The sequence below is a fragment of the Enterococcus sp. C50 genome (genome assembly GCF_040887505.1).
GTDB lineage: Bacteria > Bacillota > Bacilli > Lactobacillales > Enterococcaceae > Enterococcus_B > Enterococcus_B thailandicus.
This window is the reverse complement of record NZ_JBFOFW010000007.1, coordinates 96063-110616: the sequence shown is the minus strand read 5'-3', so window position 1 is coordinate 110616 and position 14554 is coordinate 96063. Positions and strand designations below refer to the sequence as shown.

General features: G+C 37.7%; 12 protein-coding genes. 1 reads left to right on the top strand and 11 read right to left on the bottom strand.

All coding sequences use genetic code 11. The features are described from left to right. Positions 1–183: 183 nt before the first annotated feature. Genes AB3I20_RS10000 through AB3I20_RS09990 form a run of 3 tightly spaced genes read right to left on the bottom strand, consistent with a single transcriptional unit; the run spans position 184 to position 2438 of the window. Positions 184–480 carry a rhodanese-like domain-containing protein gene (locus AB3I20_RS10000; protein WP_067481486.1) on the bottom strand — a complete coding sequence of 99 codons (297 nt, stop codon included), beginning with the start codon at positions 478–480 and terminating at the stop codon, positions 184–186. Then, positions 473–2122: an FAD-dependent oxidoreductase gene (locus AB3I20_RS09995; protein ID WP_067481488.1), complete on the bottom strand. Its 1650-nt coding sequence runs from the start codon at positions 2120–2122 to the stop codon at positions 473–475. The genes AB3I20_RS10000 and AB3I20_RS09995 overlap by 8 nt, the downstream gene beginning before the upstream one ends. A 1-nt stretch (position 2123) precedes the next feature. Next, entirely contained in the window at positions 2124–2438 is a 315-nt protein-coding gene (locus AB3I20_RS09990) for a rhodanese-like domain-containing protein (RefSeq protein WP_067481490.1), read from the bottom strand. Between the two features lie 205 nt (positions 2439–2643). Between AB3I20_RS09990 and AB3I20_RS09985 the strand changes: the two genes are divergently transcribed. Further along, positions 2644–2880: a metal-sensitive transcriptional regulator gene (locus AB3I20_RS09985; protein WP_067481516.1), complete on the top strand. Its 237-nt coding sequence runs from the start codon at positions 2644–2646 to the stop codon at positions 2878–2880. A gap of 320 nt (positions 2881–3200) precedes the next feature. On the opposite strand, the gene AB3I20_RS09980 is transcribed toward AB3I20_RS09985, so the two are convergent. From AB3I20_RS09980 to AB3I20_RS09945, 8 genes are all read right to left on the bottom strand, one after another. After that, entirely contained in the window at positions 3201–3764 is a 564-nt protein-coding gene (locus AB3I20_RS09980) for a CDP-alcohol phosphatidyltransferase family protein (RefSeq protein WP_368027258.1), read from the bottom strand. An 85-nt stretch (positions 3765–3849) separates the two neighbouring features. Further along, complete coding sequence (locus AB3I20_RS09975; RefSeq protein WP_067481493.1) at positions 3850–5781, bottom strand: mannonate oxidoreductase; 1932 nt, start codon at positions 5779–5781, stop codon at positions 3850–3852. Positions 5782–6161: 380 nt separating this feature from the next. Next, entirely contained in the window at positions 6162–7043 is an 882-nt protein-coding gene (locus tag AB3I20_RS09970) for a VOC family protein (protein ID WP_368027257.1), read from the bottom strand. Positions 7044–7192: 149 nt separating this feature from the next. Beyond that, positions 7193–7909, bottom strand: a complete 717-nt coding sequence (locus AB3I20_RS09965) for an MIP/aquaporin family protein (RefSeq protein WP_067481497.1) — start codon at positions 7907–7909, stop codon at positions 7193–7195. Beyond that, positions 7906–9738 (bottom strand): type 1 glycerol-3-phosphate oxidase, encoded by a 1833-nt coding sequence (gene glpO, locus AB3I20_RS09960; RefSeq protein WP_270607977.1) that lies wholly within the window; start codon positions 9736–9738, stop codon positions 7906–7908. Before glpO ends, AB3I20_RS09965 begins: the two co-directional genes overlap by 4 nt. Before the next feature lie 13 nt (positions 9739–9751). Continuing rightward, positions 9752–11248, bottom strand: a complete 1497-nt coding sequence (gene glpK, locus AB3I20_RS09955) for a glycerol kinase GlpK (protein ID WP_067481501.1) — start codon at positions 11246–11248, stop codon at positions 9752–9754. A gap of 148 nt (positions 11249–11396) precedes the next feature. Then, positions 11397–12857: a helix-turn-helix domain-containing protein gene (locus tag AB3I20_RS09950; protein WP_368027256.1), complete on the bottom strand. Its 1461-nt coding sequence runs from the start codon at positions 12855–12857 to the stop codon at positions 11397–11399. After that, positions 12847–14148 (bottom strand): FAD-dependent oxidoreductase, encoded by a 1302-nt coding sequence (locus AB3I20_RS09945; RefSeq protein WP_368027254.1) that lies wholly within the window; start codon positions 14146–14148, stop codon positions 12847–12849. The genes AB3I20_RS09950 and AB3I20_RS09945 overlap by 11 nt, the downstream gene beginning before the upstream one ends. Positions 14149–14554 lie beyond the last annotated feature (406 nt).

Genomic DNA, 14554 nt, shown 5'->3' with positions numbered 1-14554 from the left:
CATTCGAAGGAATCTGTCTAATAAAACCAAGTTACTAGCAATCCACTCTTACACTATTATCAAATTGAGTAGCTATCAGCTAACTGTTTATTTAAATCACTAATTAAAATCATTTACTGAGATCATTTACTGAGATCACATGCCAAAGAAAAGCAGTCACTAAATTCTATCACTCAGTTCCATCTAAACCAGACGATCTGGCCAAGCTGAAGTTCCCCCCATTACATTGATAACATCAAATCCTTGTGAAGCTAACCAATTACAAGCAGTTGCTGAACGTCCGCCTGATTGGCAGATGACATAATACGTCTTCTCTTTTTTCAACTGTGAGCTGGCAGCTTCTAGCTCACTTAACGGAAATGATTCCGCGTTTGGCACATGCCCCATTTGATACTCAACTGATTCACGGACATCAATAACAGGTATACTTTTCTTTTTTGTTTCTTGATAAAATTCTGCTGGACCAATACTTCTATACATAACTAATCTCCTCTGGTAACACCATTTTATACAGCGCAAACGCACCGTCTAAATTTTTCACTTTAAAGCCTGCTTGTTTCAAAATACGCTCCGCAAGATAACTACGCAATCCACTATGACAACTCACAATATATTCTTTGCCTTGATCCAACTCACCTAAACGCTCTCTCAAATCATTTAGTGGAATAGTGATTGCTTCTTTAAATTTCCCGTGAGCTAGCTCATTTTCATCGCGCACATCTAAAAGAATTTTCCCGTTTTCTAGCTCTGTTGCAAGTTCGTGCCACTGAATCGTTTCACTCACTCCTTCCGCGATATTCATCGCCGCATATCCTAATAAATTCACTGGATCTTTTGCCGAACCAAACGGTGGCGCGTACGTAAATTCTAATTCAGGTAGATCAAAAATCGTCAGTTGTCCTTTGATTGCTGTTGCCAAAATATCTAGACGCTTATCAACTCCTGCAACACCCACACCTTGCGCACCATAAATTTCACCAGTCATTGGATTAAAAATTAATTTTAACAACAACTCAGTTGCACCAGGATAATAAGAAGCATGACTTTTTCCAAGCACATGTGTCACTTGCACTGGCAATCCAGCTGCTTTCGCACTTTTTTCGCTCAAGCCAGTTGAACCTGCAGCTAAATCAAACGTTCGAACAATCGCTGTTCCAATACTTCCTTGATTCGTTCTCGGCAACCCAGCAATAACATCAGCAACTTGACGCCCTTGACGATTGGCTGGAGAAGCTAACGAAATCAGTGCATCTTCACCAGTAATTTGCTGTTTGACTACGATTGCATCACCCACAGCATAAATCGCAGGGTTGCTTGTTTGATAGTTTTCATTCACAACGATTCCGCCACGTAAGCCCAGTTTTAATCCAGCATTTTCAGCCAACGTACTTTCTGGTTGAACACCCACTGATAAAATCGTCAAATCAGAAGCTAACGTTTCACCATTTGCTAAACGAAGTTTCTTCCCTTTTTCTTCAAACCCTACAACTGATTGACTTGTTAAAACTGCTACACCTTGTTTAATTAATTCTTGTTGGACATAGACTGCCATCTCTTCGTCAAGCGTTGGTAAGACGTGTGGCGCCTGCTCTACAATCGTGACTTGCAGTCCACTCTTTTGTAAATTTTCTGCCATCTCTAAACCGATAAAACCAGCACCAACAACAACCGCTTTTTGAGGTTTCGCTTCCAATGCACGCATTACTCGGTCAATATCAGGTACATTTCTGATTGAAAAAACATTTTCAGCTGTTGAAATTCCCGAAATATTAGGAACAAATGGTTTTGCCCCTGGAGATAGAATCAGTGCATCATATTCAACCGTTTCTTTCTGTCCATTTGCTACCACTTCTACCTGCTTCTCTTCTGGAGAAATGTTCACTACTTCATGATTTGGTCGGACATCTAAGCGAAAACGAGCAGCCAATGCTTCTGGTGTTTGAACCAATAACTTTTCTCGCTCATCAATTTCTCCTGAAACAAAGTAAGGTAATCCACAGTTTGCAAACGAAACAAATGGACCCTTTTCAAATACGATAATCTCTGCATCTTCCATCAAACGTCTTAATCTCGTAGCAGCAGACATCCCACCAGCTACACCACCGATAATAACAATCTTCATTTTACTTTCCTCTCACTTTCGTTCCACGCCATTGATTCATACCACCACGAACATTCACAGCAGAATAGCCCGCTTTTCTTAACTTCTTAACAGCTTGTTTACTCCGCATACCAGATTGACAAATCACATAAACCGTTTCTTCTTGATTTCCGCGATAATTATTGATTTGCGCTAAAGGAAGATTTTTGGCTTGTCGAATATGCCCCCCTCGGTATTCAGAACTTGTCCGAACATCAACAATTTTAGGATTAGTTGGTAATTTTTCAGCCAATTCTTGCGTAGTGATTGTCGGAATAACCTTAAAAAATGAAAACATTCCTTTCCCTCTTTTCTTTTTTAGAAATATACCTCATGGGGTATATTTAACAGAAGTATTTCAAAACTGTCAAGAAAAACAATTTTGTTAACTTTGAAAAAAAGATTTTTATTTGCAAAAAATACCCACCTGAGGTATATTTCATTTATTATCATCAAAGGAGGACGTCACATTGGAAAACGAAACCAAAGAAACCAAAAAAATCATGAATCGTCTCAAACGAACCGAAGGACAAATCCGTGGCATTCAAAAAATGATTGAAAATGAACAAGAGTGCATTGACGTCATCACTCAGCTAACCGCCGTCCGTTCAAGTATTGATCGGGTGATGGGAATGATTGTTGCCGACAATCTTAAAAATTGTTTTGAAAACCCTGAAACCAATCCTGAAGAACAGTCAAAAAAACTAGAACAAGCAATCAATATGATTATTAAAAAATAAAGATTGTTGGTTCCTCTCCACAAAAAAAGGCTATGACAATATTTTGTCACAGCCTTTTCTTCCGAATAAATAGTGTTCCCAAAGCAGTTTCTTCGACAATAAGTCCTCTCTTCTTAAAAATATGGAAAGCTATTTTTAGAAAAGCATCCTTATTGCTTGAAGCTTGACGCTTTGCGCCACAACCTTTATTCACGGTGTTCCCAAAGCAACTTCTTCGGCAATAAGTCTTCTCTTCTTAAAAATATGGAAAGCTATTTTTAGAAAAGCATCCTTATTGCTTGAAGCTTGACGCTTTGCGCCACAACCTTCTCATAAAACATTCAGTTAAGTTTAGTCGAACGTAACATTTTTCGATACTCTAAGGCATATAGAACAAACGACAACATCAAGCATATAGCAATTACACCGAAGATTACACTTACCCACGTTTCCGCCAACTGAGGACATACTAATAAGATTATCATCCCTAAATAAATCACTGCTGTCGCCAATTTGCCATACCATTTGGCTCCACTTAATTTTACCCCATGTTTCAGTCCAATTATTCCTGCAATCATCATAAAGCCTTCTTTGATCACAAATAACCCCAGCAATAACCAGATCCATGGTCGATACCATGCCATTGATAAAATCAATACAAATTGAGTAAGTTTATCAGACAAAGGATCTAATAATTTCCCTAATTCAGTAATTTGGTTGAAACGGCGCGCGATATAACCATCCAAAAAATCAGTTAATCCTGAGACAGCAATCACTAACCCTGCCAAATAAAAGGAACGTTGCCAAACAAAATAAAGATATACCGGCAACAAAACGATTCGAAAAAGCGAAAGCCCATTGGGAATTGTTTTGATTTCTTCTCGCCAATTTTGCGTAATTTTCATCTGTTAACAACTCCTTTATCAAAACTTGTTCCATTTTATTTTAACTTAAGCTCTACTAAAACACTACCGTAGTGGATTACGCTTCTTAGTGATAGTAACTATCTGTTTCTTTTTTCTTTTGATGCTGTCGCGTACGCATTTCTTTCAGCAACTCTTTATGCGCCTTTTTTGATCCTCTTTCTAAATCACGTTGTTTTTTTCTCGTTTTAAAATCAATAAACAAACTATCTAAATCGTAACCTTCAGGATATAGTTCACTTGCACTTCGTCTGAACTGCACACGTTGACGAAGAACTGCTATCTTTTCGTTGTTGAAATAAATCATTACTTTTTCTGAACCGTCATCTTCAAATACTAGTCCCTCTTTTTGATGTTCTGTTAGCCATACACGATCCCCTTTTTCAAAATGCCGTTTAGCTAATTCGTTCTTTTTATTCTCAAAGATTTGACCCAAATCAGCAAAGTCTTTTTTCTTTGTTTGATACGTTTTTTGTTGGATATACGTTTGTGCTTGATCGATCAGTTTGGAAGACATCTTCATTTTTTTCGCAATCCACAACGCTTGGCTATCCCCTGTTTCACCTACTTGTAATAAGTATTTCGGTTGTAAAGCATCTCTATCAAATGCCATCGCTGCAGGAATAAAATCTTCATGCTCCTTAGCAAACTTTTTGATTTCACCATAATGGGTCGTCGCAACTAACAAGGCACCTTGCTCATACATTGTTTCCATAATCGCAACAGCTAGTGCCGCACCCTCATTTGGTTCTGTTCCACTGCCAATTTCATCAAGTAAAACTAACGTATTTCTGTTCACCCTTTTTAGAATTTCTGCAATGTTTTGCATATGACCTGAGAAAGTACTCAACGCATTTTCTAAATTTTGTTGATCGCCAATGTCTACGAATAATTCATCGAAAATAGCAAGTTCGGTTCCTTCTTGTGCTGGAACTTGCAAACCAAACATCGCCATCAATGTAAATAATCCTACTGTTTTTAATACAACTGTTTTCCCACCAGCATTCGCGCCTGTAATCACCAATCCACGATAATCAATTCCTAACTCAAAGTCTAATGGTACTGCATTTTCAGCTAAGAAAGGATGTTTTCCTTGCTTGATTGAAATTCGTTCTGACTTATTGACGCGTGGCGTGATTCCTTGTAATTCACGGCTATACTTCGCGCGGGCAAAAATGATATCTAACGCTGTAATTGTTTCAATAATCAAACTGATTGCTTGCTCTTCTTCTGCTAGTAACCCGGTTAGTTCAGCTAACACTTGGTATTCTTCCGCAATTTCTTCTGCTTTCAGCAACTGGTACTGCTCGTTTGACTTAGCGATAACCGTGGGTTCGATAAAAACAGTCGTTCCTTTATTTGATTGTTCAATAATCGTTCCTGAAAATTTATTTTTATAACTTGCCTTGATTGGAATCGTGTAATGCTCACCCTTTTGAACAATCATTGCCTCTTGAATCATTTCTTTATGATTCGGATGCCGTAAAATTTTTAGTAAGCGTTCTTGAATTTCTTTTTCTAAATTCTGTAATTGTTTTCGTACTTTTCTTAAATTTCGTGAAGCGTCATCGCTTACTTGTTGATTAGTTATTTTTTGATAAATCATTTCTTCAACTGGCAATAAATCTGGCAAATGATTACTATACACATGTAAAGTGGGTGTTTGATATTGATTTTTCTCAAAAAACTTCGTAATCATTCGACTACTTCTCAAAAAATCAGCATATTCAACCAAGTCTGCGGGTGCTAAAACCAAGCCTTTTTTTACTTGATCTGTTAAATAACCAATTCGACTAAGTCCCATAAATGGTACATGTTGGTTACTTTCCAAAATCATTCGTGCTTCTTTTGTCTCGATTTGCCAAACCTGAACAGTTTGCAAATTTGTTTGAACAGTTGTTTGTTCAATTCGCTCCTTGGTGTATTGCCCAATCGCACGTTTTTTTACTTCTTCTTTGATTTCATTAAATTGTAGTTTTTCAATCATTTGATTATTCATATTCTCTCCTTTTCTGCGAAGAGATACCCGTCTCAAAATAAATAAACACCTAGAAACATTTCATTGCACAAAATAAACACTTACTTCAAGCCCTTTTCAAAACTCATTGGAGCAACGCAACCCACATTCGCTTATGACGGTCTTTTTTCGTACAAAAAAAGGACGCAACACAGCTTAGAAGTTGTGTCCCATCCTTAAAAGGTCAAAAAGTATGTTCTTCTGACAGGTATCACTCATAAGCACACCAAATAAACCTCTAGTGGTTCATTGGTTATTCAACTTACTAATTAGATACCTGCTACACTCACAAAAATTCCCCATTCATCTAGGTTTATTTATTTTCTACTTAAATATAGCAAGCGAATTTTAGTTTGTCAATTTTATGCATCAATCTGTGGATTTCTGCCAGTGATTCTGACTTGAATTCCATTTGGATCAAAAAGAATCAATTGTCCTTCTTCATTTTTTTCATAGTCGATTGTTTTTGTTTTCCAATGTTTCTCTAGACGAGTCAATTCAGCTAGTGGTACTTCAAACGTATAGTAATTTAAGCCAAGATCATTGGGCTCCATCGCTGGGATATGTGTTCCTAACCAAATGTTGCTACCAATATGATGATGATAAGAACCTGCCGCAAAAAATTTTGCTTGGTTACCAAAATCATTTTTCAAACTCAAACCGAGCACTTCTGTAAAAAATGTTTGTGTTTGGTCTAAATCACTAACTTTTAAATGAACATGACCTACAATCGTACCCTTAGGAAAGCCTTGCCAGTGCCGGCTAGCTGCTTCCAGTACACCATCGCCATCCAACTCTTCCGTTACTCCGACGATTTCACCATCTTCTTTAATCGTCCATTCACTCATCGGTTTATCTCGATAAACTTCGATGCCATTTCCTTCGGGATCAGTTAGATACAATGCTTCGCTATACCCATGGTCACTAGCACCCGCAATCGGCGCTTCGATTTGTAAATAGTGAAGTAAAGCATCACCCAACGCTTCTCGTGTAGGTAATAAAAACGCGACATGATATAACCCAGTTTTTCGAGTAACGGGTAATGGATTTTCGATTTTGGTTAAAATCAATAGCGCTTGATCTTTCACGCCCAAAACACTTTGATTTTCTGTTGATTCAAGTAACGTTAATCCGATGACACGTTCATAGAAATCAGTCATTTTTACTAAGTTTGAAACATTTAATGCAACTACTCCGATGTGTGCCGTAGCTGTTAATTGAAAATCTGGTATTAAAATTGTCATCGCACTTTCCTCTTTTTCTATTTATTTGATTACATCCAGTATACAACTTACTTTTTGTAAGTTAAAATAAAATGCTTGTCCGCAAAAAAAGTGTGAGGCAAATTTTCACCTCACACTGATAAAGATTCACGATTTAATTTGTCTAATAATCAAACCATCAATGAAAAGACACCGACAGCTACGATGGCACCAACAACTGGTCCAAGAACTGGTACCCAAGAATACGCCCAGTCCGAAGTTCCTTTATTACCAATTGGTAACACGGCGTGAGCAATACGCGGACCCAAGTCACGAGCTGGATTGATTGCATATCCCGTAGGTCCACCAAGTGATAGACCAATTGCTAAAATCAAGCCTCCAACAGCAAATACGTTCGTTCCAGCAGCAAATGTATTTTCACCAAATGCTAGTAGACCTAAAACTAAAACAAAGGTCCCAATCAACTCTGTAATAAAGTTTGCAGGATAATTTCTAATTGCTGGTCCAGTGGCAAACGTTCCTAAAATAGCACCTTGATCTTTCGTTGCTTCCCAATGTGGTAAGTAAGATAGCCATACCAATACTGCACCAAGAAATGCACCTAACATTTGAGCAATAATGAATGGAAAAACAAGATTCCAACCGATTGCACCTGTCATCGCCATTGCAATACTAACTGCAGGGTTTAAGTGGGCTGGTCCCATAAACCCAGAAATATAAACAGCCATCGTTACTGCCATCCCCCAGCCTAAGGCAATGACGATCCAACCAGACGCTTGTGCTTTACTCTTGTTCAAGTTAACAGCTGCACAGACACCATCACCAAGTAATACTAAAATCAACGTACCAATAAACTCTCCCATGATTTGGGTCATTTCTGCGCTCATTTATTCTCCTCCTTTAATTCACGTAAATCTGACTCATCGACCAATTGATTGAAGCGACTTGTTTCTTGTTCTTTTTCTTCTTCAGACCAGTTGAAATAAGTAGCAATTGCGTCAATCACAGGTTGTTTTAATTCATCTAACTGATCGCGTTCAAACAACATATGGTTTGTTCGACGGATGAAGTAATCACCTGGTGTTAAAACCATTTCATTTTCTAACCCGTAACGTAACCGAGCAGATTCTGCCAAACTCAACCCAGCATATGGTGTCATTTCTTTAGCTAATTCAAAGATTCGTTTAGCATTCGTCCCATAAAAATCAGCGATATAACGTGCATCTTCTTCAGACAAGCCAGCTTCCACACCGCTTTTTGCTAATTCTTCGACTGTTTCTTCTAGTTTTGTTGGATCAAAATCGCCACCGGAAATAGCATAGGTTTTTGAATCAATTTCTTTGAAGGTCAAGTCATATTTTTCTTGTAATAGTTTGCGAATCAAGGTCAATGCCCCTTCAGACATCTTGCGGTAATCGGTAATTTTCCCACCTGACAAAGTTACTAATCCATCTGGTTCGATTTCAAGAGAACTTCCTCGAGAAATGGCAGATGGTGCTAAATCTTTTTCGCCACGACTATTTTCTAAATGATTCAAGACATCTTCGACTTCAATTCGAGAAAGTTGATTTTCTTTAAATTGAGTTACTGCATCAATCACTTGATTAAAACTTTTATCTGAGATGGAACCATTATCGCCACCATTGTAATCTGAACCAGAATTACCAATCAATAATGGACGCAATCCCGCCCAGCTTGCTTCAATATCATCTAAAGTAATCGCTGCTTCTGGATAACGATGATTGATAACATCTAAAAGATAGTCAACATCTTCTTGTGTTACTTTTGGATCAGTATATTCTCCTTGATAATCCGTATCTGTTGTTCCAAAATACGTTTTGTTTTCACGAGGAATAGCGAAGACCATTCGACCATCTTGCTTGCCAGTATCAAAGTAAGTTGGTTGTGGTACTGGTAATTTCTTGCTATCAACAACTAGATGAATCCCTTTTGTCGGACGCATTTTTGGTACAACTGCCCGAGAGAAATTCATATTACGAACTTTATCGACCCAAGGCCCACTTGTATTGATTACAACTTTTGCTTTGATTTCAACTACTTCGTCGGTCAATAAATCTCTTGCTTTAACGCCAACGATTTGATTTCCTTCATACAAAAAGCCAACCGCTTTCATTTTACTTACCAAGTAAGCACCATCTTCAGCTGCTTTTTTGATGTTGTCAATGACTAATCGTGCATCGTTGTTACGAAAATCAAGGTACACGCCCGCACCTAACAACCCCTCTTTTTTCAAAAATGGTTCACGTTTTAAAACTTCATCTGGCGTCAATGTATAATTTTCATACTTTGTCCCAATCACATTAGCCAAACGATCGTATAAATCCATAGCAATTTTGACAGAAAACATATTGAAAGTCGTTGCACCTTCATCTTCATAAATAGGTAGTAGCATTGGATCTGGCTTAGGAATGTGTGGTGCAATCTGCTGTACCACAGCACGTTCAGTAACTGTGTCTGCTACAACTTCGACATCAAAATTTTTCAAATAACGAATTCCACCATGAACTAGTTTAGTTGAACGTGAAGAAGTTCCTTCAGCAAAATCTTGCATTTCGATTAAACCAGTCTTCATGCCAGCCGCAGCAGCTTGCACTGCTACCCCAGCACCAGTAATCCCACCACCAATAATGAGTAAATCCAACTCTTCTTTTTGCATTGCTTGAATACTTGCTTGTCGTGTTTTCTTTGAGAACATGGTTTTTCCTCCCTTATTCAAATACGCGTGTTGCTTCTACAGCTTTTTTCCAGCCACTGTAAAGTTTCTCACGTCTTGGTTCTTCCATTTGAACCTCAAACATTTTTCCAGCTTCGTAAAATTCACGAATTTCATCCATATCTTTCCAATAACCTACTGCTAAACCTGCCAAGAAAGCTGCTCCTAAAGCAGTGGTTTCCAAGTTTTCAGCTCGTTGGATTGGTGTGTTCAAAATATCTGTTTGAAATTGCATCAAATACTCATTGTTGGCAGCTCCACCATCTACTTTTAATACTGGAATTTGAATGCCCGTATCTGCTTGCATTGTTTCAATGATGTCACGCACTTGGTAAGCAATTCCTTGTAATGTTGCTTTAATGATATCTTCTTTCGTCGTCCCACGAGTAATCCCAAACATTGCTCCACGTGCGGCTTGATCCCAATAAGGGGCACCTAGACCTACAAATGCTGGAACAACATAGACTTCATCATCACTTGTTGAACGTCTTGCCGCTTCCTCTGAGTCACTTGCTTTTTGCATCATCTGTAACCCATCGCGTAGCCATTGGATAGAAGAACCTGCCACAAAAATACTTCCTTCTAACGCATAGTACACTTTGCCATTGATCCCATAACCAATCGTGGTTAATAAATTATTTTTTGATAATTGCGGCGTTTCTCCAGTGTTCATGACAATAAATGAACCTGTACCATACGTATTTTTTACCATCCCAGGTTCAAACGCCATCTGACCAAATAATGCTGCTTGTTGATCGCCAGCCATTCCTGAAATTGGTGCTTCACTACCATAAAAATGATAGCCTTGTGTATGACCATAAACTTCTGAATTTGACGTTGCTTTTGGTAGCATTGCACGAGGAATGTTCAACAAATCAAGAATCTCTTGATCCCATTCTAAGTTATGAATATTAAACAACATCGTTCTGCTGGCGTTTGAATAGTCTGTTACGTGTGCTTGTCCATCCGTCAACTTCCAAACCAACCATGAGTCAATTGTTCCAAAAAGTAATTCGCCTTTTTCTGCACGCTCTTGCGCACCCTCCACATGGTCTAAAATCCAACGAATTTTAGTAGCCGAGAAGTAAGCATCAATCACTAATCCTGTTTTTTCATGGAAGAATTTTTGATAACCTTCTTCTTTCAATTGATTCGCAATATCTGCTGATTGACGAGATTGCCAAACAATTGCGTGATAAATTGGTCGTCCTGTATCTTTTTCCCAAATAACTGTCGTTTCACGTTGATTCGTAATACCAATCCCAGCGATTTGATTGGGTTTGATTCCTGATTCAATAAATGCTCCTGCAATCACTGATTGAACTGAGTTCCAAATTTCATTTGCATCGTGCTCTACCCAACCATCTTGAGGAAAATGTTGAGTGAACTCTTTTTGCGAACTGCCGATGTGTCTTCCCTTTTTGTCAAAGATGATCGCTCGTGAGCTCGTTGTTCCTTGATCAATGGCCATAATATAAGTTGATTCTGTCATTGTTATCCCTCCATTTTTTGCAAACGCTTTCTTTAACTGAACTAATCATACAATGTATTTAAAAAAAGAAACTGCCAAAAATTGATTTTTTTGAATTATTTTTGACAGTTTTCTTTCAACCCCTTGATACATCTGGTTTTCAAAGATATTAATTTTTTTCTTTTTTGTAGCGTTCAATTTGTTTTTTCAATCGCACAATGTCATAACTAGAAGCAAATTCAGAAAGATAATACCGATTCTCTTCCTTATTGATTTGATTAAACGTTATGATAAGATCGTATTTTTTCCCTTCTTGATACGATTCTACCTGAACACCGCTGATTCCCTTAAGCTCGCTCAATAAAAATTGTTGGAAAGCAATGCGGTAAATCGGTAACGTTGTCAAATCAATCCCGATAACTACCAATTTAGCAATATAAAAATCAATCATCATCAGAACGCTGGCATATAAAATCATTAAGTTATCCAACGTTTGAGCATCAAACTTTTTCGCAGGTAACTGCTTGATTGCTGTTTCTTTTAGTTGTTCCAATAACTTGCTCAAAGAATGACCAAGCATTTTTTTCTGCTGTTCGAGCAAATGTTTACGATCATAAATCGTTAATTTACCATAAAAGAAATATAATTCATTGTTGATTTGCGAGAGTTGATACCCCACAGCCTTTTCTTCACTGATTTTTAATCTCCTTGGACGGTAATGCCATAACATTGTTTCTCGAATGTATGTATCCAAAACCGCAGTTGGTAATTTTTTGCTTCGGGTTAACTCATATTGGTAAAAAGTCTCCTCTTCTAAAATAGAAAAAGAAACAAAAAAACTATAAAACATCAGTGTTTCATATGCACTTAAATCCGCTGCTAATCGACTCAAATATAAAATCAAGATCGAGTCAACTGTTTGATATAGCCGGTCCTCTTGATACAGCTTTTTCTTTTCCCGCAAAGTTGAAAAAGTAGTTTTTTCGCTCACCAATCGCTTCTTCGTAATTCCAACCCAACAAGCTAGTTGGGCAGTCGAAAATGCGGAAAAACTAGTTTCTAACACATTTTCCAACCCTAAAATAATGGTCTTTTTATCTGGTGTATTTTGAAGATAAAGTGGACGTTGTTCTTCAGGAATAAATTGGAATAATTCGTAATAAAAATACCGTACTTGGAGTTCTTCTCCGTAAAGTTGACCATTCTTTATCTGGATTCCAAACTCTTTCAATAATAGATTTAATTCTTTGATTTTACGAAAAACAGACGACTCACTGATAGAAAAAGCCGTTGCTAATTGAACGATTGAAGCTTGCTGATGTTCCAATAAATATGTCAGTAATTTATATTTCAAGCTATCTTGTAAAAGATGTAACACAATTTGTTCCAAACTTACTGTTTCATCCAAAGACAAGATTACTTGATAATCGGTTCGAACAACTTCTACTTTTTTTTGCATACTTAAACCAATCAGTTCAATTTCTTCCAAGTAGGAATCAAAGGATGACTTGGACAAATCCACCTCATGACGTAACTCATTCAGGGATGCCTGTCCACCTCGCAAGACCAACTGACGTAAAATTGTTACTTGTAGTTGCTCCTTCTTTTCTAGTAATTCTTCAATCCTCATAGGAAGACCCACTCATCTCTGTCAAAATCGTTTCTGGAGTCCGGTATTCTGGTTGGAAAAATAACTCATGCGCCCCCAGTTGTTGTAGCGTCCACTGCTGCTCAATCGCAATCGTCAATAAATCCAATAATCGGAAAACCGATGATTTACTTTGAAGTTGTGCACCAATCAGCTGATCCGTCTCTTGATCAACTAATAACTGAAGAGAAATCTTTTCATTATTCGTCAGCGAAACACGATGTTCTTGATTGATTTTCCGAACTTTTCTTGCATAAAAAAATCGTTCACTTTCCGTTAAGCCTACACTGCCAACAAAGTAACCAAACCATTTATTACCAACGGGTCGGTAGGTGCCCACATCTTTCGTCGGTTTGCCGCTGATTGTTTGACTAACTACTTGTGCTGTTCGAATGGCATTGTTCACTAGCGAAACATACATTTTTTCTTGTGTTGGTCGAAAGGTTACTTGGATGGCATCGCCAATAGCATACACATCTTTTCGTGAAGTTCGTAAATAGTCGTCTACCCAAATCGTTCCATCATCATTCAGCTTGATAGTCTCTGCCCACAAACGGTTATCTGGGCGCGTATGATTCGCTAATAAAACTACATCATAACGAGCTTTGCGTTTTTCAGATTCTAAAATAGCACCATTTTTATCGGCTAAAACTTGGACTTGTTCATTCAAGAAAAGCTGTATGCCGCTTTTTGTCATCTCATTCAGGATTGGCTCTGTCATTTGTTCATCAAGATAACGAAACAAAATCTGGTTGCGGCTTTCATAAAGATCAACTTTCTTCCCTAGAGTTGTTAAGTCTTCTGCTAATTCCACACCCACTTGGCCGCCCCCAACCACCGCTACTTTATCCGCTTGTGCGAGCACTGTTTCCAGCTCAGTAAAATTGGTTCCACTCTTAACTGAATAAATATGCTGTGCCTCAGCCTCGTCCAATCGTTTAAAGCTTTGTGCTGAACCCGTCGCAATAATCAATTGGTCAAAAGGCACCTTTTCGCCGTTGTCTAATAACACTTCGTTTTCAACTAATCCAATCGCTGACTTTTGTGTCAATACATTGATTCGACTAGTTTCTTCAAGTCTTTCTTTTGTTATCCAGTGACTTTGTTTTTTATCAACGATTTGTTTCGTCAAAAGCAGATGAAAGCTACTTGGGATAAAACCGATTTCATTTTGTTTTTCGATCAAATAGATTTCTGCTTGTGGACACGCTTCGTTAAGTAATTGAGCTGCGCGGATTCCTGCGAATGAACCACCAATGATTACAATCTTCATCTATGTTCTCCTTTTCTGATCTTCCTATTTGCAGAATAGCATTTCAACCAAAATGTTTCAAAAATATCACTCTTCTTAACGATTTTTTCTTAAAAACAACAAAAAAACTCAGAAAAAAAGAATCCTTCTCTCCCTCAGGTGAGTTCGTCTCTTTTACTAAGTTTTCTTGTGTGTGTTTGAATTGTAAATGAATTGGAGCGAATTTATGTAAAGTTTCTGATCAAGAATTATTACTTAAGCAAAAACTTCCAATGATTTGAACCACGCCGGTTGCATTTGTTAGCTACTCTTTCTTTTCACGAAAAAAATGATTCAAGCATCTTAATTTTCGTTATTTAAAGTTACAAAACAATTGTATACCTTTGTTGAAAAAATCATGTGTGCATATCATATGATGCTTTGGATT

Excerpts from the sequence above, each read along its gene's own strand:
- AB3I20_RS10000 (WP_067481486.1), bottom strand. The coding sequence starts at position 480 with ATGTATAGAAGTATTGGTCCAGCAGAATTTTATCAAGAAACAAAAAAG.
- AB3I20_RS09995 (WP_067481488.1), bottom strand. The coding sequence starts at position 2,122 with ATGAAGATTGTTATTATCGGTGGTGTAGCTGGTGGGATGTCTGCTGCT.
- AB3I20_RS09990 (WP_067481490.1), bottom strand. The coding sequence starts at position 2,438 with ATGTTTTCATTTTTTAAGGTTATTCCGACAATCACTACGCAAGAATTG.
- AB3I20_RS09950 (WP_368027256.1), bottom strand. The coding sequence starts at position 12,857 with ATGAGGATTGAAGAATTACTAGAAAAGAAGGAGCAACTACAAGTAACA.
- AB3I20_RS09970 (WP_368027257.1), bottom strand. The coding sequence starts at position 7,043 with ATGACAATTTTAATACCAGATTTTCAATTAACAGCTACGGCACACATC.
- AB3I20_RS09980 (WP_368027258.1), bottom strand. The coding sequence starts at position 3,764 with ATGAAAATTACGCAAAATTGGCGAGAAGAAATCAAAACAATTCCCAAT.
- AB3I20_RS09945 (WP_368027254.1), bottom strand. The coding sequence starts at position 14,148 with ATGAAGATTGTAATCATTGGTGGTTCATTCGCAGGAATCCGCGCAGCT.
- glpO (WP_270607977.1), bottom strand. The coding sequence starts at position 9,738 with ATGTTCTCAAAGAAAACACGACAAGCAAGTATTCAAGCAATGCAAAAA.
- glpK (WP_067481501.1), bottom strand. The coding sequence starts at position 11,248 with ATGACAGAATCAACTTATATTATGGCCATTGATCAAGGAACAACGAGC.
- AB3I20_RS09985 (WP_067481516.1), top strand. The coding sequence starts at position 2,644 with ATGAATCGTCTCAAACGAACCGAAGGACAAATCCGTGGCATTCAAAAA.
- AB3I20_RS09975 (WP_067481493.1), bottom strand. The coding sequence starts at position 5,781 with ATGAATAATCAAATGATTGAAAAACTACAATTTAATGAAATCAAAGAA.
- AB3I20_RS09965 (WP_067481497.1), bottom strand. The coding sequence starts at position 7,909 with ATGAGCGCAGAAATGACCCAAATCATGGGAGAGTTTATTGGTACGTTG.